Origin of the sequence: Pseudocitrobacter vendiensis, from assembly GCF_943590815.1 — a bacterium.
Lineage (GTDB): Bacteria > Pseudomonadota > Gammaproteobacteria > Enterobacterales > Enterobacteriaceae > Pseudocitrobacter > Pseudocitrobacter vendiensis.
Map to the genome: position 1 here is coordinate 22,047 of NZ_CALSBS010000032.1, position 24,495 is coordinate 46,541.

The window sequence follows — 24,495 nt, forward strand, 5'->3', positions numbered from 1 at the left end:
CGGATGGCGGCTACGGTGCGGTTTTTTGCCGGATGCGACTGCGCCTTATCCGGCCTACGGGGCGGCGATCTGAAGGTCGGATAAAGCGTTGCCGCCATCCGACATCGCAGCGTTCTCCGCCCCCTAAATCAGCGCAGGTATTTGCGACAACAGCCACAATACCAGCCCGATCGTCCCGCCGACCAACGTTCCATTGATGCGAATAAATTGCAGATCTTTGCCGATATTCAGCTCGATCTGTCGCGACATATCGCGTGCATCCCAGCTCTTCACCGTGTCGCTAATATGGCGAGTAAGGAAGGCGGAAAACTCCGGCGCCACGCGCATCGCCGCCTGTTCCAGATGGTTGTTGAGCGACTCACGCAGCGCGGCGTCGTGAGTCAACGTTTCACCAAACCACTGCCCGGCTTCGGCGATCCGCGTTTTCACCCGCGAATCGTCAGAGGCCATATCGTCCTTCATCCACTGGCGATAATCGGCCCAAATCTGCCCCAGATAGCGGTTAAATGCCTCATCGTTTTTCAGATAGCTTTTAATGTTCTCAGCTTTGGCCTCCATCTCCGGCGACGTTTTCAGGTTCTCAATAAAGCGGTAAATTACCCGATCAAACGCCTGGCGGATCTGATGATGGCGATTCTCAGTAATATCGTCGAGCACCGAATCCACCGCGTCGGCAACCAGATCCGCTCCCTGATCGCCCAGCCACTCGGTCGGCAGAAGCCGCGCTTTGATCGGGTGCTCCTGCTCCATCCAGTGCACGATCATCTGTGCTATCACATCGCGCGTGCTCTCCTTACGCAGCAGCGCAATCAACTGCGCCACCAGAGCATCGAGCAGCTTCTGATGGCGATTATCTTTGGTCATACTTTCGAGGATCACCGCGCTGGTCTGAGTGAGATCGACCTTATCAATCGCCTTGTGCACCGCGCGTTTCAGCAGCCCCTGCACTCGTGAATCATCGGTAAGCTCAATAAAACCGCTCATCACCTTCACCAGGTTTTGCCCCACGCGTGCGGCGTTCTCCGGCTGGCTAAACCAGTTGCCAATGAGCAGCGCCGGTTCGTGGCGGCGGATCAACGCACCCAGCGATGGCGTATCGAGGAATTTCTCCTGCACGAACTGGCCAAGATTGTCGCCGATTCGGTCCTTATTGCGCGGGATAATCGCCGTATGTTGCGAAATAAACGGCAGCGGCACGCGACGAAACAGCGCTACCACCGCGAACCAGTCCGCCAGCGCGCCGACCATCGCCGCTTCGGAGATAGCCTTTAACGCACTGACCCACGGCGAAGGTGGCAGCATCAGCGTTGTGATAAAAATGGCTGCGGCAATCAGCAGCAGCGACAGCGCCAGCAGCTTGGCGCGTTTGAGTTCAGTCTGTTTTTCCATAGGGGTAAGCATATAACCTGGCGGCGAGAACGTCATGTTAGCTGCTGAAGTTGCTTGTGAATTTACGAGAAGCCTTCCGGGAAAATGTTGTGTTTGCAGGTGATGAAATTTTGTTTGCGTGGCCCTCCGCAGCGCGACACATTGCCGGATGAACCGCTTAGTGAGCTGCGCTACAGTCCCGACACTTTCACAACGGGCAAGGGACAGCGGGATCTCACTCTGCTGGTGGAGAAACTGGTTGCTCTTCTGGCCTTGGGATACACTAGCGACACTCAGGTGAAAACGCTGTTTAACTATATTGTCCAGTATGGCGGAGCGGCTCGCGCCAGCGCATTTTTTCGCGAAATGGCGGAATGCTCGCCAAGGCATAAGGAGGAGCTAATGACGCTTGCTGAGCAGTTACACGAAGAGGGAAGAGTTGAGGGTTTGCAGATAGGGCGGCAAGAAGGACGCCGTGCCGAAGCACTTCGAATTGCCCAATCCATGCTGGCTAACGGGCTTGATAGTGAAGCCGTGATGACCATCACCGACTTGTCTGCAGACGACTTGTAGACCGTTGCACACTAATTTCTATTGTGCCGGATGCGGGCAATCCCCATTCGGCATCCTTCCTTTTTCTTAAAAGCGTGCCGCGTTTCCTCAGAACACTCCGTTTCTCTCCCTAAGCCAGATATCTCTACTACCCTTAATACTTTGAATGGCATTTTTGACTGCTTTCATCACTAAACCAGGAGCGAGATATGGCCTATCAGACAGTAAATCCTGCTAATAACCAACTGATTAAAGAGTACACTCCACACAGCGACAAGGACATTGAGGCCGCGCTGCAAAAAGCCGATGCGCTTTACCACTCAGAGTGGGCGAAGGGCGACATTAGCCAGCGTCTTCCTGTTTTGCATAAGCTGGCCGATCTTATCGACAGCCGCGTCGAGGAACTGGCGAAAATCGCCAGCCAGGAGATGGGCAAGCTTATTGAACAGAGCCGTGGCGAGGTGAAGCTTTGTGCGCAGATCGCCCGCTATTACGCGGACAATGCGAAGCAATTCCTGGCACCCGTACCGTATAAAACCGAGTTTGGCGACGCATGGGTAGAGCATCATCCGATTGGTGTAATCATGGCGGTCGAACCGTGGAACTTCCCGTATTACCAGTTGATGCGCGTCCTGGCCCCGAACCTGGCTGCCGGTAATCCGGTGCTGGCGAAACACGCGAGCATCGTGCCGCACTGTGCCGAGACCTTTGCGCATCTGGTACGTGAAGCGGGCGCGCCGGACGGCGCATGGACCAACCTGTTTATTTCTTCCGATCAGGTGGCGAACATCATCGCCGACCCGCGCGTTCAGGGGGCAGCACTGACCGGTTCTGAAAAAGCGGGTAGCGTGGTCGCCGCGCAGGCTGCGAAGCACGTTAAAAAATCGACCCTCGAACTGGGCGGTAACGATGTGTTTGTCGTGCTGGATGACGCGGACCTCAACAAAGCGGTGAAAATCGGCGTACAGGCGCGGCTGAACAACGCCGGACAGGTTTGTACGGCGGCAAAACGCTTTATTCTGCATGAGAAAATCGCCGATAAATTCCTCAGCGAATTCACCGATGCCTTCAGTAAGGTGAAAGTCGGCGATCAGATGGATTCCTCAACCCAGCTTGGCCCGCTGTCGTCGAAAGATGCGCTGGAGACGCTGACCAAACAGGTGGAAAATGCGGTAAAAAACGGCGCGAAACTGCACTTTGGCGGCAAGCCGCTGGAGAGTAAAGGCAACTTCTTCGAGCCGACGATTCTGACGAACATTTCTCGCGAAAACCCCGCGTACTTTGAAGAGTTCTTCGGCCCGGTGGCGCAGATTTATGTGGTGAAGGATGATGACGCGGCGGTGAAACTTGCCAATGACTCTCACTACGGCCTCGGCGGCGCGGTGTTCAGTCAGGATATTGAACGCGCCAAACGCATGGCCTCGCGGATTGAAACCGGGATGGTCTATATCAACTGGCTGACTGACACCGCCGCAGAACTGCCGTTTGGCGGCGTGAAGCGCTCCGGGTTTGGACGCGAGCTGTCGGACCTGGGGATTAAAGAGTTTGTGAACCAGAAGCTGGTGGTAGTGAAGAAGTAAGTTATTGATGAATGGCGCAGCGCCGGATGGCGGCGCTGCGCGCCTTATCCGGCCTACGGGTGCACCATCCGACGCTTTTTACATCACCTTCCGCGTTTTACCCGCAATCACTCCAATAAATTCCTGCACCTGCTTTTGTTTACGTGCCGACAGCTTGCACACCTTGCGCAGCGACTGCATCAGTTCGCTCTCTTCGACAGCGGGTGGTTGGGCGGTAAGCACAATGCAGCCGTCCATCACTTTGACATCAACAGGCGTGCCGGTGGCAAAACCGGCGGCTTCCAGCCACTGACCTTTCAGGGTGAGCGCCGGAATATGCGCGTGATCCGGCTAGCGGCTCGCATAACCGACGGTGACATGACGCTTATTTGCCGGAGAGACTTCTGGTTCGAATGATTCTGAAATAGAATGCGTGTCAGTCATGATTACTATTCTCGTGAAATAGAGATTGTGATGAGCGGTGCGGGTGTGTTGGCGCACACCCGCACCGCGCTAAATACCTGAATATATCAACAGTAAATAAAAATAAAGTCCAGCGAATAACAGGACATAATAACGATGTAACTGGAAATATTCAGCGGAGAAATACACACGCGGAACTGATGCTCCGCACAGAATCCCACCCTACTTCCTCAACCCCGCAAACGCCGCCCTTACCTCCTCTTCCGGCAACTGTATCCCAATAAACACCAGTTGGCTGCGCGGCGTTTCACCGCCCCACGGTCGGTCCCAGTCGGCGCTGTAGAGGCGTTGCACACCCTGGAATAGCAGGCGGTTTGGCTCGCCGTCAATCCACAGCATCCCTTTGTAACGCAGCAGTTTGTCGGCGAATTGCAGCAGCAGGTTTTCCATTACCCGCGAGACATCGCTGATATCAACCGGGTAATCCAGTTCCACCACAATGGAACTCACGTCATTCTGCTTATCCGCCATAAAGTGGAAGCGCGGTTTATCCGCCAGCACGTTCTCTTCCAGCATAAAGCCGCTGGTGTTGAACAACTGCGCCAGGTCGATATTGCCATGCACCACGGTGTAAATCGGTGCGCGGGCGTTGATGCGCGCCAGACGTTCGCGCAGTTTCTCGGTGTCGCCTGCGACGTCGGTTTTGGTCAGCAGGATGCGGTCGGCGTAGCCCACCTGCGACTGGGCGATGGTGAACTGGTTCATCTGCTCGTTAGCGTGAACCGCATCAACCAGCGCAATCACCCCGTCCAGCAGATAGCGTTCGCACAGGACGTCATGAGAGAAAAAGGTCTGAATAATCGGGCCGGGATCGGCCATGCCGGTGCACTCAATCACCAGACGGTCGAAATCAATTTCGCCGCGATCGCGGCTGTCGAGCAGGTCGAGCAGTGCGTCTTCCAGTTCATTGGCGCGGGAGCAGCAGATGCAGCCGTTGGTGAGGGTTTTGATTTGCGTGGCGCGGTCGCCAATAAGCTGAGTATCAACAGAAACTTCGCCGAACTCGTTTTCGATGACGGCGATTTTGAAGCCGTGCTGTTCGTTGAGGATATGGCGCAGCAGGGTGGTTTTGCCTGCGCCAAGAAAACCGGTAAGTAAGGTAACTGCAATCGGGGTCATGTTTTCTCCTTCTAACAGCAGCGCATGCCGCCTTTTCCGTCTCCGCCGTAGCGCGCCTGTTGCCGCTCGCGGAAGAACTCTTCGTAGGTCATGTACGGCTTGTCCGGATGCGTGGCTTTCATGTGTTCGACGTAGTTGTCGTAGTCCGGGATGCCAATCAGCATCTTCGCCGCCTGACCGAGGTATTTTTTCGCCTGACCTAAGTTACCAAACATTGTGCTATCCAGATATGAATAAAGCCCGGCGAGTCATCTCTGACGGGCCGGGGAGTGCGTTTTCCCTCACCCCGGCCCTCTCCCAAAGGGAGAGGGCGGGTTTGGTTATTTAGTGGTGTGAAGAGGTCTTCACGCCGCCTTCCGGCACAGGAACGTAAGGCGTTTCTTTGTCGGAGCGTTCTTCGTTATTGCGCACCTGCATCCAGGTTTTAAAACCGTAGAAGATGATGCTGTACACCACCACCAGGAACAGAATACTCAGGCCTGCGTTGGTGTAGTTGTTGATAACGATGTGGTTCATGTTGGCGATTTGCTGCGCCGTCAGTTCACCACCTGCCGCAATTTTCGCTTTGTACTGGCTCGCCATGTAGAAGAAGCCTTCCATCTGCGGGTTGGTGCTGAACAGTTTCAGACCCAGCGCCCAGGTGGTGCAGACCAGCAGCCAGAATGCCGGGATGATGGTGACCCAGACATATTTGCTGCGTTTCATCTTCACGAGGATAACGGTGCCGAGAACCAGAGCAACGGCTGCCAGCATCTGGTTAGAGATACCGAACAGCGGCCACAGGCTCTTCACGCCGCCCAGCGGGTCGACAACGCCCTGATACAGCAGGTAGCCCCACAGGCCTACGCAACCTGCGGTTGCGACAACACCCGCCACCAGAGAATCGGTTTTCTTCAGGAACGGAATGAAGTTGCCCAGCAAGTCCTGCAGCATGAAGCGACCCGCACGGGTACCGGCGTCCAGCGCGGTCAGGATGAACAGCGCTTCAAACAGAATACCGAAGTGGTACCAGAAGCCCATGTCCGCCCACGGCAGCACTTTGTGGAACACGTGTGCGATACCCACCGCCAGGGTAGGTGCGCCACCGGCACGGTTCAGAACAGACGGTTCACCGATGTCTTTCGCGGTTTGCAGGATCTCTTCCGGCGAAATCACGAAGCCCCAGGAACTGACCGTTGCCGCCGCATGAATGGTCACTTCTTTCAGCTGTGCCGCAATCATAGCCGCGTTTTCACCGCCCATTTCGTGCAGGTTCGGCATGGTGATGCCAAGGCCAGCAGGCGGGGTGTTCATCGCGAAGTAGAGGCCCGGTTCGATGATGGATGCTGCAACCAGCGCCATAATCGCCACGAAGGACTCCATCAGCATTGCGCCATAACCAATGAAACGCGCGTCGGTTTCATTAGCCAGCAGCTTCGGCGTGGTGCCGGAGGAGATCAGCGCATGGAAGCCAGACACCGCACCACAAGCGATGGTGATAAACAGGAACGGGAACAGCGCACCTTTCCACAGCGGGCCAGTACCGTCGATGTACTGGGTCACGGCTGGCATTTTCAGATCCGGGTTGAGGATCACGATGCCGATGGCCAGGCCAACGATAACGCCGATTTTCAGGAAGGTGGCGAGGTAGTCACGCGGTGCCAGAATCAGCCAAACCGGCAGCAGAGCGGAGATAAAGGCATAACCGATCAACGTGAAGGTGATGGTAGTGTCTTTAAAGGTCAGCGCCGGGCCCCAGTACGGGTCGTGAGCGATGACGCCACCGAACCAGATGGAAGCAACCAGCAGCACGATACCGATAACGGAGACTTCACCCACACGGCCCGGGCGAATAAAGCGCATGTAGATACCCATAAACAGCGCAATCGGCACGGTCGAGCAGACGGTGAATACACCCCACGGGCTTTCGGCCAGAGCTTTTACCACGATCAGCGCCAGCACCGCCAGGATGATGATCATAATCAGGAAGCAGCCGAACAGGGCGATAGAGCCCGGCACACGGCCCATCTCCTCTTTGACCATCTCACCCAGTGAAGAACCGTTACGGCGCGTGGAGATAAATAGCACCATGAAGTCCTGCACCGCACCGGCCAGCACTACGCCCGCCAGCAGCCACAGGGTACCTGGCAGGTAACCCATCTGGGCGGCCAGTACCGGCCCAACCAGCGGGCCCGCGCCTGCGATAGCCGCGAAGTGGTGGCCGAACAGGACGTAGCGGTTGGTCGGCACGTAGTTCAGGCCATCGTTGTTAATGACCGCCGGCGTCGCACGCGTCGGGTCGAGTTTCATCACCTTCTGGGCGATGTAGAGGCTGTAGTAGCGATATGCCACCAGATAAACAGAAACCGCCGCGACCACGATCCACAGGGCGCTGACGTGTTCCCCCCGACGTAATGCCACAACTGACAGGCAAAACGCACCGATGATTCCGAGAATCACCCAGGGTATGTGCTTGAATAACTTTTTGGTATCCATAGTAAAACCTGGTTTTTTAAGATTAATAATGAGCCGAAGCTGTATGGGTTTTGTGTTAAATGAGTGAGGAGGTATGACTGCTATGCTGATGAGCATCTTGCCAGAGATTCACGCGCGTAAAGTTGGGTAAAGTCGTGAGTGGTTGTATGGGGAGTTAAGCGGTTGTGTGTCAGGGCGAGCGGTTGGGTAAGAAGTGAGCGGCTGGGGAATATGTGATTGAGATCACAGTGTAAATTACACTTCCACCCTCACCCTAGCCCTCTCCCTGAGGGAGAGGGAACCGGCCGCACCCGGGTTTGAGTCCTGCGCTGTTTTCTCCCTCTCCCTCAGGGAGAGGGCGGGGTGAGGGTGTCGGTTTTACACCGCCACGTCCATCTCCATCATCACCGGATGGAAACGGCGCTTGAAGTAAATCAGTCCATGCCCCTCATCGCTGAGGATAATGTTCTTAATCTCTACCAGATACACCAGATGCGTGCCGATGGTCTGCACCTGGCTAATCTCGCCTTCCAGGCTTGCCAGCGCGCCCTTCAGCACCGGTTGCGCCAGCGGCCCTTTTTGCCAGCAGGAGAGGGTAAAGCGTTCTTCCATCTCCATCCCGGTCATCCCGGCGAAGTGGCGCGCCATCAGCTCTTGTTCGTGGTTAAGCACGTTAATACACAGCTTACCGTTGCCCTGGAATACCGGGTTCATGGCGCTGTTGGCGTTGATACACACCATCACCGATGGCGGCGTATCGGTTACCGAGCATACTGCGGTGGCGGTGATCCCGCAGCGACCCGTCTCGCCTTCGGTGGTGACGATATTCACCGCCGCCGACAGGCTGGACATCGCATCGCGAAAACGCAAACGTTGTTCATCTACTTGCATGGTGATCTCCCGCTGCATTACTTCAGCAGCTTGTCTAACATGTTGATATCAGCGTTGTTGTGCAGGTGCGGCACGGTCCAGCCGTGTTGGTCGTACTCGGAAAGGCAGCGGTCAACCATTGCCATCATTTTGTCCATGTTGCCGGAGGTTTGCGCCTGACGCAGACATTGCAGGCGAATCTCATCCTGGCTGCCGGAATAGTTGATCTCGTAAAGCTCATGACGCCCGCCGAATTCGCTGCCGATGGCATCCCACATCAGTTTGAGGATCTTGATGCGCTGGACGTGATCCATGCCGTTCGATCCGCGCACGTATTTCGCCAGGTACTGGTCGATCTGCGGGTTATTCAGATCGCGCGCGCTCGACGGCAGGTAGATCAACCCGCTGGTGACGTTGCGCTCGATGATGTTTTTGATCTTCGCGTAGGCCATCGGAGCCATGACGCGGTAGGTTTGCAGGGCAGCGTGATCCGGCAGATAGGCGCCATTCACCCACGGTGTCGCTTCCGAACACATGGAATCACTCAGCGCCCAGAAGGTATTGCGCCAGGCCACGACCTCACCGAGATCCGCCTGAACGCCACGGAACTCCAGGGTGCCGGTGCATTCGAGGGATTTTTTCAGCAGCGCGGTAATAAAGTCGAGCTTCACCGCCAGACGCACACAGGCCTGCAACGGATACATACGGGCGAAGCCGCCTTCCATGGTCCAGCGACGGCAGCGATCGAAATCACGGTAGATCAGCACGTTCTCCCATGGGATCAGCACGTTATCCATCACCAGGATCGCATCGTTCTCATCGAAACGGCTGGAGAGCGGGTAGTCGTACGGGGAGCCGGTTGCGCCCGCGACCATTTCATAGGACGCGCGGGAAATCAGCTTCACGCCATCGGCATCCATCGGCGCGACGAACATCAGCGCGAAGTCCGGGTTTTCGCCCATCACCTGTGCTGAGCCGAAGCCAATCATGTTGTAGTGGGTCAGGGCTGAGTTGGTCGCAACCACTTTTGCGCCGCTGACCACGATCCCGGCATCGGTCTCTTTTTCCAGCTTGATATACACGTCTTTCACTTGATCGGTCGGTAAATGGCGATCGATCGGCGGGTTAACGATAGCGTGGTTGAAGTACAGGCCGGTTTCCTGAATGCGCGAGTACCAGTTGCGGGCGTTCTGCTCGAACTGGCCGTAGAAGCCCGGGTTTGCGCCCAGCGCGCAGCCGAAAGCGGCTTTGTAATCCGGTGTGCGGCCCATCCAGCCGTAGCTCAGGCGAGACCACTCCGCGATGGCGTCGCGCTGCTGGCGCAGATCGTCCGGGCTTTTCGCCACACGGAAGAATTTGTGGGTATAGCCGCCGCTGCCGGTGTCGGTGTTCCAGCACAGGGAATCCTGCATTTCCGGTTTGTGTAGCGCGTCGTACAGTTGCGCGACGGACGCCGCCGCATTCCGAAACGCCGGATGGGTGGTGACATCCTTCACGCGCTCGCCGTAGATGTATATTTCGCGGCCATCCTGCAAACTCTTCAGGTACTCTTCACCGGTAAACGGACGCTGGGTACTGGCGCGGAAATCTTCAGGTTTCATATTCAGACTCTCTTTTTGTAATCGGATGGAAAGCCAGCGCCAATGGGCGCTACTGGCTTTAATGTTAAATTTGTGTTTTGTTTTTGTTGTTTAATTGAAGCGGCTAGACCGGTGTTCGTGAAGAGACTTTTGGGTCAATGGCGGGTACTTTTCGTGGAGGTGAGGGTTTTGTGATCGGGCCCTCACCCTAACCCTCTCCCGCAGGGAGAGGGGACCGATTGTGCCCGGTATGTATGTGAGTGCGTTTTTCACCCTCTCCCTGCGGGAGAGGGCCGGGGTGAGGGGCAAGGCTCACGACACCGGCACTTTCCTTGCCCGGTAAACGCTCGGCGAGCACCCCACCAACCGATTGAAAAAACGGGCGAAGTAGGCCGGATCTTTAAACCCCAGTTGCCAGGCGATGTTATTCACTGCACTGTCGGAGAAAAGCAGTAATCGTTTGGCCTCGCGCAGTTGCCTGTCGAAAATCAGCCGCTTCGGCGGGCGGTTGGCGAAGCGGCGGCAGATGTCGGTGAGCCTGGATTCGGTAATATGCAGCTCGCTGGCGTAATCTGGCACCGTCCAGTGCTGGTGGAAGTGGCTGTCAATCATCAGGTTGAAGCGCTGGAACAGTTTTAGCTCGCCACGCATGCCGCTGGCGGCATGATCGTCGAGCCGGGCATTACGCAGCAGCAGAGTAAACGCCGCCTGCGCCAGCAGCGTGAGCGTATGTTCGCGCCCCGGCAGTTGCTCAAGCGACTCCCGTTCGATCAGTCGCCAGTAATGTTCCAGCGCCGCCAGTTCATCGGGTTTATCCGCCAGCGACAGGCAGATCCCCGGCAGGCCGAAGGTTTCCCGCGTGCCGGGATAAAGCACCTCCAGCAGCGGCCAGATCAAATCCTCATGCACCGTCAGCACATGCCCGTCAGCGTCTGATTCGGTGATAAACGCGTGTGGCACCGACGGTGGCGTCAGCACAAACAGCGGCGCTTCCACCGAGTAGCGATGATCGTCAAGCTGCAGCTCGATCTGCCCGGTCAGCAGGAAATGCATCTGGAAATAGTGCTCGTGGCGATGAGCCTGCATATCGCGGCCAAAAAAAGCCGCCATCCGCGCAAACGACTGATAATGCACATCATCCGTACCCAGGCTTTCATCGTATTCGGTGCTGATATCGATGTTGTAGATAGGGTTCTCGCACATGCCTGCTCCTTACGGTGTCGCGCGCGGGCGTGACGATTTCATTGGGATTGCCCAGATGATGGCAGCTCCAATAACCAGCAACGCTGCCACAAACCACAGGCCGCTGTTGAAGCTGCCGGTCACATCTTTCAGCCAGCCGATCATAAACGGACTCAGCGCCGATCCAATATTGCCGGTGGCGTTGATCACCGCGATACCGATAGCCCTGGCGCGCAGGCTGATCGACTGATCCGGCGTGGTCCAGAAAATGGCCATCGCGCTAAACGAGCCGGTAGAAGCCATCACGATCCCTAAAAGCTGGATCAGGTTATGATCGGTGGCGGATGCCAGCAGCCAGCCCACGGCGGCAAACAGGAATGGCAGGGCGGTGTGGTGTTTACGCTCCTGATGTTTATCGGAATGACGGCTCCAGTAGATCATACCCAGAATGGTGCAAATCTGCGGTACGGCGGCGAGCAGCCCGATGGTGATGTTGCTGCTGGCCTGATTGAAGCTTTGCAGGATCTGCGGTGTCCAGATGCTGATGGCGCTTAAGGTGTTGGTCAGGCAGAAGTAGGCGAGGGTGTACATCAGCACGATCGGCGTGAAGATCTCGCGCCACAGGTTACGCTGCTGTGCTGCATAGTGGCTGATTGCGCCTTCCGGCTGAACCAGCGTCAAGCGATCGTTATCCATCATCTGCTGAAGATTTTTTTTATCCTCAGCGGTCAGCCATTTGGCTTTGTCCGGGGAATCATCAAGATAGAACCACACCATGATTCCCAACAGCAGCGACGGGAAGCCCTCCAGCAAAAACAACCACTGCCAGCCCTTTAGCGACATCACACCGTCCAGGGCGAGGATATAACCGGAGACGATGGAACCGAGCGCGGTTGTCACCGGCATTGCCACCATAAACAACGCGTTAGCGCGGGCGCGGAAATAGGCCGGGAACCAGTAGGTGAGATAAAGCAGAATGCCCGGCAGAAAGCCGGCTTCGGTGATGCCGACCAGAATACGCAACACATACAGGCTGGTGGGGCCGGTGGCGAACATCGTCGCGGTGGAGGCAATACCCCACAGCACCATGATAGTGGCGATCCAACGTCGCGCGCCGACAATCCCCAACATGATGTTGCTCGGAATGCCGAAAATCACGTAGGCGGCGTAAAAGAGCGTCGTCGCGAGACCGAACATGGTGGCACTCAGGCCGAGATCGCGCCCCATCGTTAGCCCGGCAAAACCAATATTGATGCGGTCGAGAAACGAAAAGATAAACAGCACGAACAGAAAAACGATCAGGCGACGGAAGAGTTTATTGATGACCGCCTGCTGGCCTGCCGTCAGCGATTTATGTGCGTCCGCAGGGGTTGGCAGTGCAGATGATGTGTCGCTCATGGCTATTCCTCTAAGGGGATTTTTGTAGGGTACGACAACAGTTTTTTGCCGGATGCGGCGTTGCCTTATCCGGCCTACGGTTTGGTGCTGCTGTTTGCCGGATGGCGGCGTTGCCTTATCCGGCCTACGGTTTAATGCTGCTGTTTGCCGGATGGCGGCGTAAACGCCTTATCCGGCCTACGGTTTGGTGCGCGTGTAGGCCGAATAAGCGCAGCGCATCCGGCATTAATACACGCCGGGCTTCACGGTCGTGGACTGCGCGCCAAAACGGGCGGCCAGTGCTTCGGCGGCGCGGGCGAGCAGGGTGGTGTCGACGCCGACGGCGACAAACAGCGCGCCTAATTCCAGATAGCGTTTCGCCAGCGGCTCATTGGCTGTCAAGATCCCCGGCGCCTTGCCCGCTTCACGGATCTGCACAATTGCCTGTTCAATCGCGGCCTGCACTTCCGGGTGCTGCGGATTACCGGCATAACCCATATCGGCGCTCAGATCCGCCGGGCCGATAAACACGCCATCCACCCCTTCCACATCCAGGATCTGCTGCAGTTTTTTCATTGCTTCACGGGTTTCGATCTGCACCAGCACGCACATTTGGTCGTTGGCTTTTTGCAGGTAATCAGGAATACGATTCCAGCGTGAGGCGCGTGCCAGCGCACTGCCCACGCCACGAATACCGGCGGGGGGATAACGGGTGGCGCGTACCGCTTCACGGGCTTCGTCGGCGTTTTGTACCATCGGTACCAGCAAGGTTTGTGTGCCGACGTCCAGCAGTTGTTTGATTTGCACCGGATCGTTCCACGACGGGCGCACTACCGGTTGACTGTGATAGGGCGCGATCGCCTGCAGCTGGGTGAGCACTGTTTGCACGTTGTTCGGCGCGTGTTCACCGTCGATCAACAACCAGTCGAACCCCGCGCCGGCCAGTAACTCCGCGCTGTAGCTGCTGCTCAGCCCCAGCCATAAACCGATTTGTGGGCGACCTGCTTTCAGCGCCGCTTTAAAGGTGTTTTCCATGATTCTCTCCTTAAACAAAGCGGCAGCTAATGGAGCCCATGTTGCCGTAATCGACGTGGAAGGTGTCGCCTTTACGCGCCGGAACCGGGCGGGTGAACGATCCGCCGAGAATGATTTGTCCGGCTTCCAGTTGTACGTCATACGGTGCGAGTTTGTTCGCCAGCCATGCCACGCCGTTGGCCGGATGATTCAGTACACCCGCGGCGACGCCGGTTTCTTCAATCACGCCATTGCGGTAAAGCAGCGCGGAGATCCAACGCAAATCAAGTTCGTCAGGCTTGATCGGGCGACCGCCGAGGATCACCCCGGCGTTGGCGGCGTTATCGGAAATGGTATCGAACACTTTACGCGGGCGCTGGGTTTCTGGATCGATGTTGTGGCAGCGAGCGTCGATCAACTCCAGCGCCGGAATCACGTAGTCCGTGGCGTTGTAAACGTCGAACAGCGTGCAGTTTGGTCCACGCAACGGTTTTGCCAGCACGAAAGCCAGCTCCACTTCGATGCGCGGCACGATAAAGCGATCGGTCGGGATATCGCTGCCATCGTGGAAGAACATGTCGTCCAGCAGTGCGCCGTAATCTGGTTCGCTGATTTGTGAGCTGGCCTGCATGGCTTTCGAGGTCAGGCCGATTTTGTGACCTTTCAGCGTGCGGCCTTCGGCAATTTTCAGGCGGACCCATTCGCGCTGTACGGCGTAGGCGTCTTCAATGGTGATCTCCGGGTAATCCAGGGAGATCGCGCGGATCTGTTCGCGCTGTTTTTCTGCCTGATCCAGACGCTGGGCGATCAGGGTGTGGGTGTGTTTATCGAACATGGCGATATCCTGTGGCATTGCCGGATGGCGGCTGCGCCTTATCCGGCCTACGGGTCGGTGCTATCTTTTGCCGGATGCGGCTGCGCCTTATCCGGCCTGGGGTTCGGTGCTGTCTTTTGCCGGATGCGGCTGCGCCTTATCCGGCCTACGGTGTACGGTTTAGGGTTTTGTAGGCCCGGTAAGCGCAGCGCCACCGGGCAACCTGCACCTTACTTAAACAACGCGTGCACGTTGTTTTGTTTAAAATTCAGCGTCGGGTGTAACTCTTCAATCTCAAACGACAACGCCAGCAGGCGGCTCTCCATCAGGGTGGCGAAATGCGTTTTAATCAATGCAAACAGCATTTCACCCGCCTGCTGACGGCTTTCCAGACTGCGTCCCGCACCGATTTTCAGCGTCATATGTACGAAGGCGTAATCGTGTTGCCCGTCGGCCATCTGCCAGGTATCGACCCAGTGCACGCGGCTGCGAATACCTGCCAGCGGAAAAATACCCGTGGCCGCCAGCGCCGGGTTCACTTTGGCAAACAATCCCGGCAGGTCGGCTTCTTCGCGGATGTTGTCACTGCATTCAACGATAAAGTGCGGCATAGCAATTCCTTACGCGGGGAGCGGGAAAACAGCGTTAACCTGACCGGTGCCAGAGCTTGGGAACAGCTCGGTGATGAATTCGACTTTGCCGTCGTATTTATCCCAGCCAAGCATCCCCAGCAGCATCACCGTGTCGTGCATATTGCCTTCGCCGTAGCAGTAGTTGGCATACTCCGGCAGCATATTGCAGAACTCTTTGAACTGGCCTTCTCGCCACAGCTTCACCACGCGCTCGTCCATCTGGCGGTCGAACTCGCGGGTGTAGCTGTTCATCCCTTCTTCGGCCCGTTGGTCGTCAATAAAGCGGTGCGATAACGAACCGCTGGCCAGGACCGCCACGGTGCCGTCGTACTGTTCGATCGCTTTCAGAATTGCTTCGCCCAGCTTGCGGCTGTCGGCAAAATCGTGAACCGTGCAGAACGCCGAAATGGAGACCACTTTGAAGTGCTTGTCTTCATTCATGTAGCGCATCGGTACCAGCGTGCCGTACTCCAGTTTCAGGCTGGGAATGTTGTGCGCTTTTGCGCGCACGCCGAGTTTTATCGCTTCATCGGTAATAAGCTGCCCCAACTCCGGGTTGCCCTCGTAGTTGTAGGTCATATCGCGGATAAAATGCGGCAGCTCGTTACTGGTGTAGACGCCTTCAAAATGGTCTGCACAGTTGATGTGATAAGCACTGTTCACCAGCCAGTGGGTATCGAAAACGATAATGGTATCGACGCCCATTTCCCGGCAACGCTTGCTGATCTCTTTATGCCCGTCGATCGCGCCCTGGCGACAGCCGTGGTTTTTCCCTGGCAGTTCAGAGAGATACATCGACGGTACGTGCGTGATCTTGGCGGCTAACGCTAACTTACCCATATCAGACTCCCCATTTCGGAATGGGATGGTCGCCCATGGAAATGCAGACGTTCTTCATTTCCGCGAACACTTCGAAGCTGTACTCACCGCCTTCACGCCCTGTGCCGGAGGCTTTTACGCCGCCAAACGGCTGGCGCAGGTCGCGCACGTTCTGGGTGTTGACGAACACCATACCCGCTTCGATGCCACGCGCCAGGCGTAACACTTTGCTGACATCCTGTGTCCAGATGTACGACGCGAGGCCGTACTCCACGTCGTTTGCCAGGCGAAGACCTTCGGCTTCGTCTTTAAACGGCAGCAGGCAGGCGACCGGCCCGAAAATTTCTTCCTGGGCGACGCGCATACGGTTATCAACGTCTGCCAGCACCGTTGGGCGCAGGAAGTTTCCGCCTTTCAGGTGTGCAGGCAGGTCAGACGGTTTATCCGGGCCGCCCGCCAGCAGGGTTGCGCCTTCTTCAATGCCGAGACGGATATAGCCGGAGACTTTTTCCCAGTGCTGTTGGCTGATAAGCGCCCCAACCTGGGTGTTTGGATCGTTTGGATCGCCCACGCGCAGACGGTTGGCGCGTTCGGCAAAGCGTTTAACAAATTCCGGGTAGATGCTTTGCTGAATAAAGATGCGCGAACCGGCGGTGCAGCGTTCGCCGTTGATCGAGAAGATGGTGAACAGGGCGGCGTCCAGCGCGCGCTCAATATCGGCATCTTCAAAAATCAGCACCGGCGATTTACCGCCCAGTTCCATGGAGTATTTTTTCAGCCCGGCGTTTTTCATGATGTTGCGCCCGGTGGCCGTACCGCCGGTGAACGACACGGCACGTACGTCATGATGACGGACCAGTGCATCGCCTGCGGTTGCTCCGTAGCCCTGTACCACGTTCAGCACGCCCGCCGGAATACCGGCTTCCAGCGCCAGCTCACCCAGGCGGTCAGCGGTCAGCGGGGAGAGTTCCGACATTTTCAGCACTGCGGTATTGCCCAGCGCCAGACACGGCGCGACCTTCCAGGTGGCGGTCATAAATGGCACGTTCCACGGTGACACCAGCGCACAAACGCCCACCGGCTGCACCAGTGTGTAGTTGAGCATCTTGTCATCAACCGGATAGGTTTTGCCGTTCATCTGCTGGCAGACTTCCGCGAAAAATTCAAAGTTGTGAGAAGCGCGTGGGATCAACACATTTTTGGTCTGATGGATCGGCAGGCCCGTGTCAGCGGTTTCCATCGCGGCGATCTCTGGCACGTTCTGGTCGATCAGTGAGCCCAGACGGCGCATCAGTCGCGCACGCTCTTTCATCGGCAGATTGGCCCATTTTGGGAACGCCTCTTTCGCTGCCGCTACCGCCTGATTGATCTCCGCTTCTCCGCCGGAGGCCACATCCGCCAGCACTTCACCCGTTGCTGGATTAGTGGTCTGGAAGTAGTCGTTACCTGCAACATTTTTGCCGTTGATCCAATGATTTACTTTTTTCATTTCGCTGTATCCTCACTCACAATTCGGTTCACCAGGCGGCCCACGCCTTCTACTTCCACCACCACTTCATCGCCAGGCACCACGTCAGATAAGCCTTTTGGTGTGCCGGTGGCGATCATGTCGCCCGGATTCAGGGTCATAAATTCGCTTAAATAGGCGATCAGGAAGGGCACGCTGAAGATCAGATCGGCGGTGGTGCCTTGCTGGCGTAACTCGCCGTTGACGAAGGTGCGAAGGGTCAGATTATGCGGGTCCGGGATCGCCTCTTTCGGCACGATGGTTGAAAGCATCGGCGTCAGTCCGTCGCGGCTTTTTACCCGCAGGTTAGGGCGGTAGTAGTTTTCCAGATAGTCGCGAATGGCGTAGTCGTTACACACGGTGTAGCCCGCGACATAATCCATAGCATCGGCGTCGCTGACGTTACGCGCCTGCTTGCCAATCACTACCACCAGCTCCGCTTCGTAGTGCATGTATTCAATATTGTTCGGGCGCACGGAGGTCTGGTTATCGCCCGTGAGAGTATTCGGCGCTTTCAGGAATACCAGCGGCTCTTCCGGTGGCTTAAATTCCAGTTCGCTGGCGTGGTCAGCGTAGTTCAGGCCGAGGGCAAACAGTGTGCCGTGCGGGTGTGGCTGCGTTGGGAAGCTCTTTCGCGTGGTCACTTCACGTTCGTCCACTACCGGATTTTCCAGCGGCGGGAAACCTTCTGCGAGAACACGAACGCGATCGCCTGGCTGTATTTCCACGCGTGCCTGTGGCGTGCCGAGCAGAATGGCATCGCCTGGGTTCAGCGTGGCAAATTCGCTGAGGGCGCTCAGCAACTGTGCGGCGTTACGTTGTAAATCGGCGGTGTTCCAGCTATCCGCTTCGCGACCGTTTATTTCGGTAATAATTGTCAGGTTATCGACATTTTTCAGCGCTACCGTTTCGCCTATCGGACAGAAGCCATCACGGCATTTCGCTTTGATCGCCGGACGGTAGAAGCTCTCTTCCGGCAGGCTGACCTCATTCGCCAGCGCGTATTCCGCGATGTACTCTGCGGCGTCCTCTTCGCGCACTTTGGTTGCTGTTTTGCCGACAATCAGCGCTACGGTTGCGCCGCTTTGTACCGTTTCGCCCTGTGGGAAAGGAATGGGCTCTCCCGCGCCAGTCACGGTGTTACGCGGTTTGATAAACCATACGGCGGTTTTCGGGGGAGTTTTATAGGGCGCTTGCTGGAACGCGTTGTGCCAGGCGTCAATCTGGCTGCGGTGGTTCAGGGCGACGGCGAAGACGGTGCCTTTCATTGACCTCTCCTCAGGACTAATCCGGTGAGTTTCAGTTTCATTAATATGTTAATGATCTCTTTTATTCCTGATCGCGTCGTTTGGCAAAAATAAGTGAAATATTTGTGATGACATTAACAATATATTTACAGTTATTTTTTATAAAATTAATAAAATCAGTGTGTTATGTTGAGTCTTTCATTTTGTGTAGACGACAAAACAAAGAAACCGGTTGCCGAACAACGTCGTGTTTGCTAATTGTTTCGTTATTAATGATTTTTTGAGTACTCTGGGGAAGCACGATGCACGAATCTTTGACAATCGCGTTGTTGCAGGCGCGCGAAGCGGCGATGAGCTACTTTCGTCCCATCGTTAAACAGCATAATTTGACCGAGCAGCAGTGGCGTATCGTGCGCATTCTGGCGGAGAACCCATCGATGGATTTTCACGATCTGGCGTTTCGCGCCAGCATTTTGCGCCCGAGCCTGACCGGTATTTTGACGCGAATGGAACGCGATGGTCTGGTGCTGCGCTTAAAGCCGGTTAACGACCAGCGCAAGCTGTTTGTGTCGCTGACCAAAGAAGGACAGGCGCTATACGCGCGCGCGCAAACGCAGGTAGAAGAAGCCTATCGGCTGATTGAAAATGAGTTCACGCCGGAGAAAATGCAGCAGCTTACCGCGCTGCTGGGCGAGTTTATCGCGCTGGGCAGTTTGCGCCAGAGCGACAATACGGACGACAAAAACTAGTTAGCACACAGCAAAAGCGGTGAGTAGAAATTGCCGATGATAGTGGCGTGTTCCGGCGTGCGCTGGATGCTGAGTAAGCGCTTCTGGCCCAGCAGAATACCGGCGGTGTAGGCTTCGAAAATTTTATCCGGTACGCGATCGTGGCTAAAACGTTCGATGTTCTGAATGTGAATTTCGTACAAACTGTCGTGCAGATTGCGCCAGCTGAAATTCTCCTGCCGCGAGACGGTATGCGTCTTCTCGTTCGCCATCAGGCTTCCGGTCATGATGAAATAGCCGCTGCCATCCGGATTAAAGTGCATCACAATCTGGCCATCAAAATTAAACGGGTTATTGTCGCGGCTTTCCTTGAAGTTGAGTTGCCCCTGACAGGTAAACGCCAGCGGTTCAGGCTTATTCAGCCACCATATTGTCGCGGCTATCAGTGCGATGTTCGTGAATAAAAAGGCAATGATTAGCAGAGTACGGGACTTCATCTGTCACCACTCATAAAAGTAATTGGTGCTACAGGTGCTGGTGTTTTGACTTGAGCGTGAGCACTGCGATAGCACCAGTCGACCCCTATCCCCATAAAACAGCGTGTTCTGAATATGCACATAGAATACGGAATTTTCCAGGCAGGATAAGCCGCTGTTTTCTTTGATTTGACGAGTTAGCGCCACGGCCTGCTTCTGGAAAACGTCGGCAATAGGCGTGAAGGTATAAACCGGGCAACCATCAATCTGGGTCAGTAAATAACGACCGGTCACTAACGGCGACTGTTTTTGCGAGAGATAACTGCCGCAAATGGCCGCGACGATCATCGTGGCAATGGTCAACCAAATGGCTAATGTCGGGCGAGAACGCGGCGCACGTTCCGGCGCGGGAAGCGCGGGCGCGCTTTCACGGCTGAGCGGTTGCACACTTATCTCGGCATTCAGCATAAAACCTGTTTTCGGAACGGTAATAATAAATGTGGTGCCGGGCGCCATGTTATCCAGCAGTTTGCGCAAGATGCTAATGTACTGATTAAGCGAGTTATTGGAGCCTGTTAAACCGCGCTCATCCCACACCTCTTGCAAAAATGTCTCGCGATCAACCACCATGCCATGATGGGTAATTAATAAACCGAAGATGTAGTTTGCGGTACTGGTCAGCGTCTGATGCTCGTCGCTCTCTTCTCCCTTCAGGGAGAGCGAGCCATCTTCGTTGTCATAGATGATCGCGTCAGCGAGCAGATATTTCATGTGCGGTAAGCGCGTCCGGAATCGAGAGAGCCACAGGCAAAGTGCCTTTATATTAGCTTAAATTATAGGTCGTTATGTTACCTATAACATTGATCCCAGCGATGATCACCGCCTGCACATTAGTTATACAGGGCCTGTTGTTCCATAAGATTCATTTTGCGGTTGAATTCTACCAGCGTATCGCAGTGGAATTTGTCCATCGCATTGCGCTTGTGGGTATAAATCGTTTTCGGCGACTTATTGAGGATTTGCGCAATCCGCACCAGCGTAAAGCCCTGACGGATCAGCGAGCAAACGCGCGCTTCGGAGCGGGTGAGTTGTTTATCGCGGCGGCGGCGATTGAACGTTGGATTTTTCAGCTGTGTTTGTAATTCCGTCATTGTCAGACGATCGGAGAGAATATTCACCCGATCATCCGGCAGCATCACACTCAGGTTGTCTACCTGCTCGCTTTCGGTAAAGACCAGCCACTTATGCGTAATCGGCGTGGCATAAATTTCCTGGCACAGTAAACGCTGCTGACTGTTGCTGCTCTCTTTTACCCACTGAATATCAGCGGTCGGTTTTCCCTGCTGACGCACCAGGTTTTTCACGCCCAGCCAGAAGAAATAATTGTTACTCAGAACCCGGACCTGATAGCGAGGTTCTGCCAGAGTTGTTGCGGTCATCATCATTATTACACCCATTCTGGCCCGCGATGACATTATCGCCGGCTCGGAGAAGAATGAGAAAAAGCCTACCCCGCCGGTGGCGTTTAAAGATATTTATAAATACATTTGGCTTTTATATGGTTATTTATTCCAATTTATAATCGATATATATGTTTTTTATCTGTTTAGTGATAAGGCTTGTGCCATTGTTGTTAAGTGAAAATTAAGATACGGTTAAGGAACCCTGCCGTCTCTGATCAACGTTATTGGAGATGAAAACCATAAAGGAGCTTTTCATGGAAACAGTAAACCTCTCTCTGGAGGAGGCTTACGCGCTGGCGTATCACGCGCTCAGTAGTAACGGATTTAGCGAACAACATGCGGCGGTGATTGCGCAAAACGTCACCGCTGGTGAACGTGACGGCTGCGCATCACACGGCTTGTGGCGATTGTTGGGCATTGTCGACACGTTGCGTAAAGGAAAAGTGTCAGCAGATGCGCTGCCCACGGTGATTTCTCAGGCTCCGGCGATTGTCAAAGCCGACGCGCATGGCGCGTATTCGCTGCTGGCATTTGAACAGGCATTGCCGCTGTTGATTGAGAAAACGCAGCAATGTGGGATTGCGGCGCTGGCGATTAACCGTTGCGTACACTTCTCCGCCTTGTTTGCCGACGTAGAACCGCTGACCGATGCCGGGCTGGTGGCGCTGGCGACTACGCCAAGCCATGCCTGGGTTGCACCGGCGGGTGGCACGCAGCCGCTTTTTGGTACTAACCCGATAGCCTTTGGTTGGCCGCGTGGCGAAAAGCATCCGTTTATTTTTGATATGGCGACCAGCGCGGCGGCGCGTGGGGAGATCCAACTGCTTCATCGTGCGGGGAAAGCGATTCCTGAAGGGTGGGGGATCGACAGCGAGGGTAATCCCACCACCGATCCACAGGCGGTGCTTGAAGGCGCGATGCTTACCTTTGGTGGGCATAAAGGTTCTGCGCTGGCGGCCATGGTTGAGCTGCTCGCCGGGCCACTGATTGGCGACATGACCAGCGCGGAATCTCTGGCGTGGGATAACGGCGCGGGCGGCCTGCCGTACGGTGGCGAATTAATTCTGGCGTTGGACCCGACGCGCTTCCTTGGCGAGGATGCCAGTGCACACCTGGCGCGGGCAGAAACGTTATTCAGCGGTATGCAGGCGCAGGGCGCGCGGTTGCCGGGCGAGCGTCGTTATTTATCGCGGCTGAACAGTGAAAAGCAGGGCGTTGAGATAACACAATCGCTTTACGATGATATCCGCGCGTTAAGCGCCTGATTTAAACACTGTGCGAAAAGTAGGCCGGATAAGGCGCAGCCGCATCCGGCACCGGCACAGTGCCTGATGCGCTTCGCTTATCAGGCCTACCCCGATTTAAACATTGTGCGAAAAGTAGGCCGGATAAGGCGCAGCCGCATCCGGCAACGGCACAGTGCCTGATTTAAACATTGCGCCAAACCGTAGGCCGGATAAGGCGTCGCCGCCATCCGGCAATTCAGGGTTGCACCTTTTCTTAAAGTTTTCTCTTTCCAGGCCGAAAACCGTAATTCGCCAGGAGGAAGAGAAAGCATGTTAAAACGTATCAAGATCGTGACCAGCTTAGTGCTGGTTTTGGTGTTATTTGGACTCTTACAACTCACGTCGGGCGGGCTGTTCTTCAACGCGCTCAAAAACGACAAGGAAAACTTCACCGTTCTACAAACCGTTCGCCAGCAGCAATCTGGCCTCAACGGCAGCTGGGTGGCTTTGCTGCAAACCCGTAATACCTTAAACCGCGCCGGGATCCGCTACATGATGGATCAGAACAATATCGGCAGCGGCGCGACGGTGGCGGAACTGATGCAGGTCGCGCAGAAATCGCTGAGCGATGCGGAAAAGCGTTGGGCCGAGTACGAAGCGATGCCGCGTGACCCGCGTCAGAGCGAGTCGGCGGCGCTGGAAATCAAACGCAACTATGACATCTACCACGGTGCGCTGGCAGAGCTGATTCAACTGCTGAGCGCAGGAAAAATCAACGACTTCTTCGACCAGCCTACCCAGGGCTATCAGGACAGATTTGAGCAGGCGTATGTCGATTATCTGCAACAGAACGATCGTTTATACGATTTGGCCGTCGCCGATAACAACCGTTCGTACGATCAGGCGATGTGGATTTTGGCCGGCGTCATGATTGCCGTATTGCTGGCGATTGCGATTGTCTGGTTTGGCATCCGCAAAACCCTGATTCTGCCGCTGCAAAGCCTGATTGAAAGCATCCGCCACATAGCGGGAGGCGATCTTGTTCGCCGCATTGATGTGGAAGGTCGCAACGAAATGGGGCAACTGGCCAGTACCTTGCGTCATATGCAGGGTGAACTGGCGCGCACCGTCGGTGAAGTGCGCAACGGCGCGGATGCGATTTATAGCGGCGCGAGCGAGATCGCGATGGGCAATAACGATCTCTCTTCCCGTACTGAACAGCAGGCCGCTTCGCTGGAAGAGACCGCTGCCAGCATGGAAGAGCTGACCGCGACGGTGAAGCAGAACGCCGAGAACGCACGTCAGGCGAGCAACCTTGCGCTGAGCGCGTCGGAAACGGCGCAGAAGGGCGGTAAAGTGGTGGATAACGTGGTGCAAACCATGCGTGACATTACTGCCAGTTCGCAGAAGATTGCCGATATTATCAGCGTAATCGACGGTATTGCCTTCCAGACTAACATTCTGGCGCTCAACGCGGCGGTCGAAGCGGCGCGTGCAGGCGAGCAGGGGCGCGGTTTTGCGGTAGTGGCGGGAGAAGTGCGTAATCTGGCCCAGCGCAGCGCGCAGGCCGCCCGCGAAATTAAGAGCCTGATTGAAGACTCTGTTAGCCGTGTTGATCTCGGTTCCACGCTGGTGGAAAGCGCAGGGGAAACCATGGATGAGATAGTCAATGCGGTAACCCGTGTGACCGACATTATGGGCGAGATTGCCTCTGCGTCTGATGAGCAGAGCCGGGGTATCGACCAGGTCGGGCTGGCGGTGTCCGAGATGGACCGCGTCACCCAGCAGAACGCCTCACTGGTGGAAGAATCCGCCGCTGCGGCTGCGGCGCTGGAAGAACAGGCTAGCAGATTGACCCAGGCGGTGGCCGTGTTCCATATTCAGCAGGAAAAAGCGCTTCAGGAGAAAGCGGAAGAGCGCGTGGTGGCGGTGAAGCCAGTGCAACGCAAAGCTGCGGCGACGGATGCCGGGGAAAACTGGGAGACGTTTTAAGGCCCTCACCCCTCACCCTAACCCTCTCCCACA

General features: G+C 55.8%; 22 protein-coding genes and 1 pseudogene. 5 read left to right on the forward strand and 18 right to left on the reverse strand.

All coding sequences use genetic code 11. From position 1 onward, the window contains the following. Window positions 1–123: 123 nt before the first annotated feature. Window positions 124–1,401 carry a DUF445 domain-containing protein gene (locus NMC31_RS22340; RefSeq protein WP_253899129.1) on the reverse strand — a complete coding sequence of 426 codons (1,278 nt, stop codon included), beginning with the start codon at window positions 1,399–1,401 and terminating at the stop codon, window positions 124–126. A 72-nt stretch (window positions 1,402–1,473) separates the two neighbouring features. Between NMC31_RS22340 and NMC31_RS22345 the strand changes: the two genes are divergently transcribed. After that, a complete protein-coding gene (locus NMC31_RS22345; RefSeq protein WP_253899112.1) occupies window positions 1,474–1,941 on the forward strand; it encodes an Rpn family recombination-promoting nuclease/putative transposase in 468 nt (155 codons plus the stop codon). 188 nt (window positions 1,942–2,129) lie between these two features. Beyond that, window positions 2,130–3,500, forward strand: coding sequence for an NAD-dependent succinate-semialdehyde dehydrogenase (locus NMC31_RS22350; protein WP_253899113.1), 1,371 nt, complete (start codon window positions 2,130–2,132; stop codon window positions 3,498–3,500). 78 nt (window positions 3,501–3,578) lie between these two features. On the opposite strand, the pseudogene symE reads toward NMC31_RS22350, so the two are convergent. The 14 genes and pseudogenes from symE to hpaG all read right to left on the reverse strand — a co-directional run bounded on the left by symE (window position 3,579) and on the right by hpaG (window position 18,598). Next, a pseudogene (symE, locus tag NMC31_RS22355) lies at window positions 3,579–3,923 on the reverse strand (endoribonuclease SymE). Window positions 3,924–4,124: 201 nt separating this feature from the next. Continuing rightward, window positions 4,125–5,081, reverse strand: a complete 957-nt coding sequence (gene yjiA, locus NMC31_RS22360) for a GTPase (RefSeq protein WP_253899114.1) — start codon at window positions 5,079–5,081, stop codon at window positions 4,125–4,127. Between the two features lie 11 nt (window positions 5,082–5,092). Further along, the gene (locus NMC31_RS22365) at window positions 5,093–5,296 is read right to left on the reverse strand and encodes a YbdD/YjiX family protein (protein WP_015966066.1); all 204 of its coding nucleotides are present in this window, start codon (window positions 5,294–5,296) and stop codon (window positions 5,093–5,095) included. Between the two features lie 109 nt (window positions 5,297–5,405). Then, window positions 5,406–7,556: a carbon starvation CstA family protein gene (locus NMC31_RS22370; RefSeq protein ID WP_149462955.1), complete on the reverse strand. Its 2,151-nt coding sequence runs from the start codon at window positions 7,554–7,556 to the stop codon at window positions 5,406–5,408. 357 nt (window positions 7,557–7,913) lie between these two features. Beyond that, complete coding sequence (locus NMC31_RS22375) at window positions 7,914–8,426, reverse strand: 4-hydroxyphenylacetate 3-monooxygenase reductase subunit (protein WP_253899115.1); 513 nt, start codon at window positions 8,424–8,426, stop codon at window positions 7,914–7,916. A 17-nt stretch (window positions 8,427–8,443) separates the two neighbouring features. Beyond that, on the reverse strand, window positions 8,444–10,006 hold the full coding sequence (gene hpaB / locus NMC31_RS22380; protein WP_231825487.1) for a 4-hydroxyphenylacetate 3-monooxygenase, oxygenase component: 1,563 nt from the start codon (window positions 10,004–10,006) through the stop codon (window positions 8,444–8,446). A 291-nt stretch (window positions 10,007–10,297) separates the two neighbouring features. Next, on the reverse strand, window positions 10,298–11,188 hold the full coding sequence (hpaA, locus tag NMC31_RS22385; protein ID WP_253899116.1) for a 4-hydroxyphenylacetate catabolism regulatory protein HpaA: 891 nt from the start codon (window positions 11,186–11,188) through the stop codon (window positions 10,298–10,300). A 9-nt stretch (window positions 11,189–11,197) separates the two neighbouring features. Next, window positions 11,198–12,565: a 4-hydroxyphenylacetate permease gene (gene hpaX / locus NMC31_RS22390; protein ID WP_253899117.1), complete on the reverse strand. Its 1,368-nt coding sequence runs from the start codon at window positions 12,563–12,565 to the stop codon at window positions 11,198–11,200. Window positions 12,566–12,790: 225 nt separating this feature from the next. Beyond that, on the reverse strand, window positions 12,791–13,579 hold the full coding sequence (gene hpaI, locus NMC31_RS22395; protein WP_253899118.1) for a 4-hydroxy-2-oxoheptanedioate aldolase: 789 nt from the start codon (window positions 13,577–13,579) through the stop codon (window positions 12,791–12,793). A 10-nt stretch (window positions 13,580–13,589) separates the two neighbouring features. Then, on the reverse strand, window positions 13,590–14,393 hold the full coding sequence (gene hpaH, locus NMC31_RS22400; protein ID WP_000459744.1) for a 2-oxo-hept-4-ene-1,7-dioate hydratase: 804 nt from the start codon (window positions 14,391–14,393) through the stop codon (window positions 13,590–13,592). A 209-nt stretch (window positions 14,394–14,602) separates the two neighbouring features. Beyond that, window positions 14,603–14,983 carry a 5-carboxymethyl-2-hydroxymuconate Delta-isomerase gene (locus NMC31_RS22405; protein WP_149462959.1) on the reverse strand — a complete coding sequence of 127 codons (381 nt, stop codon included), beginning with the start codon at window positions 14,981–14,983 and terminating at the stop codon, window positions 14,603–14,605. Between the two features lie 9 nt (window positions 14,984–14,992). Next, the gene (hpaD, locus tag NMC31_RS22410; RefSeq protein ID WP_253899119.1) at window positions 14,993–15,844 is read right to left on the reverse strand and encodes a 3,4-dihydroxyphenylacetate 2,3-dioxygenase; all 852 of its coding nucleotides are present in this window, start codon (window positions 15,842–15,844) and stop codon (window positions 14,993–14,995) included. 1 nt (window position 15,845) lies between these two features. Beyond that, on the reverse strand, window positions 15,846–17,312 hold the full coding sequence (gene hpaE / locus NMC31_RS22415; RefSeq protein WP_000757520.1) for a 5-carboxymethyl-2-hydroxymuconate semialdehyde dehydrogenase: 1,467 nt from the start codon (window positions 17,310–17,312) through the stop codon (window positions 15,846–15,848). Next, the gene (hpaG, locus tag NMC31_RS22420) at window positions 17,309–18,598 is read right to left on the reverse strand and encodes a 4-hydroxyphenylacetate degradation bifunctional isomerase/decarboxylase (RefSeq protein ID WP_253899120.1); all 1,290 of its coding nucleotides are present in this window, start codon (window positions 18,596–18,598) and stop codon (window positions 17,309–17,311) included. The genes hpaE and hpaG overlap by 4 nt, the downstream gene beginning before the upstream one ends. Window positions 18,599–18,879: 281 nt before the next feature. On the opposite strand from hpaG, the gene hpaR reads away from it, so the two are divergent. Beyond that, window positions 18,880–19,326, forward strand: coding sequence for a homoprotocatechuate degradation operon regulator HpaR (hpaR, locus tag NMC31_RS22425; RefSeq protein ID WP_253899121.1), 447 nt, complete (start codon window positions 18,880–18,882; stop codon window positions 19,324–19,326). On the opposite strand, the gene NMC31_RS22430 is transcribed toward hpaR, so the two are convergent. The 3 genes from NMC31_RS22430 to NMC31_RS22440 all read right to left on the reverse strand — a co-directional run bounded on the left by NMC31_RS22430 (window position 19,323) and on the right by NMC31_RS22440 (window position 21,226). After that, window positions 19,323–19,802: a FidL-like protein gene (locus tag NMC31_RS22430; RefSeq protein WP_253899122.1), complete on the reverse strand. Its 480-nt coding sequence runs from the start codon at window positions 19,800–19,802 to the stop codon at window positions 19,323–19,325. The genes hpaR and NMC31_RS22430 overlap by 4 nt on opposite strands. A gap of 3 nt (window positions 19,803–19,805) precedes the next feature. Beyond that, window positions 19,806–20,552 carry a winged helix-turn-helix domain-containing protein gene (locus NMC31_RS22435; RefSeq protein ID WP_253899123.1) on the reverse strand — a complete coding sequence of 249 codons (747 nt, stop codon included), beginning with the start codon at window positions 20,550–20,552 and terminating at the stop codon, window positions 19,806–19,808. Window positions 20,553–20,671: 119 nt separating this feature from the next. Further along, window positions 20,672–21,226 (reverse strand): helix-turn-helix transcriptional regulator, encoded by a 555-nt coding sequence (locus tag NMC31_RS22440; protein ID WP_253899124.1) that lies wholly within the window; start codon window positions 21,224–21,226, stop codon window positions 20,672–20,674. A gap of 272 nt (window positions 21,227–21,498) precedes the next feature. On the opposite strand from NMC31_RS22440, the gene NMC31_RS22445 reads away from it, so the two are divergent. Beyond that, window positions 21,499–22,509, forward strand: a complete 1,011-nt coding sequence (locus NMC31_RS22445) for an Ldh family oxidoreductase (RefSeq protein ID WP_253899125.1) — start codon at window positions 21,499–21,501, stop codon at window positions 22,507–22,509. 291 nt (window positions 22,510–22,800) lie between these two features. Then, window positions 22,801–24,462 (forward strand): methyl-accepting chemotaxis protein, encoded by a 1,662-nt coding sequence (gene tsr / locus NMC31_RS22450; RefSeq protein WP_253899126.1) that lies wholly within the window; start codon window positions 22,801–22,803, stop codon window positions 24,460–24,462. Window positions 24,463–24,495 lie beyond the last annotated feature (33 nt).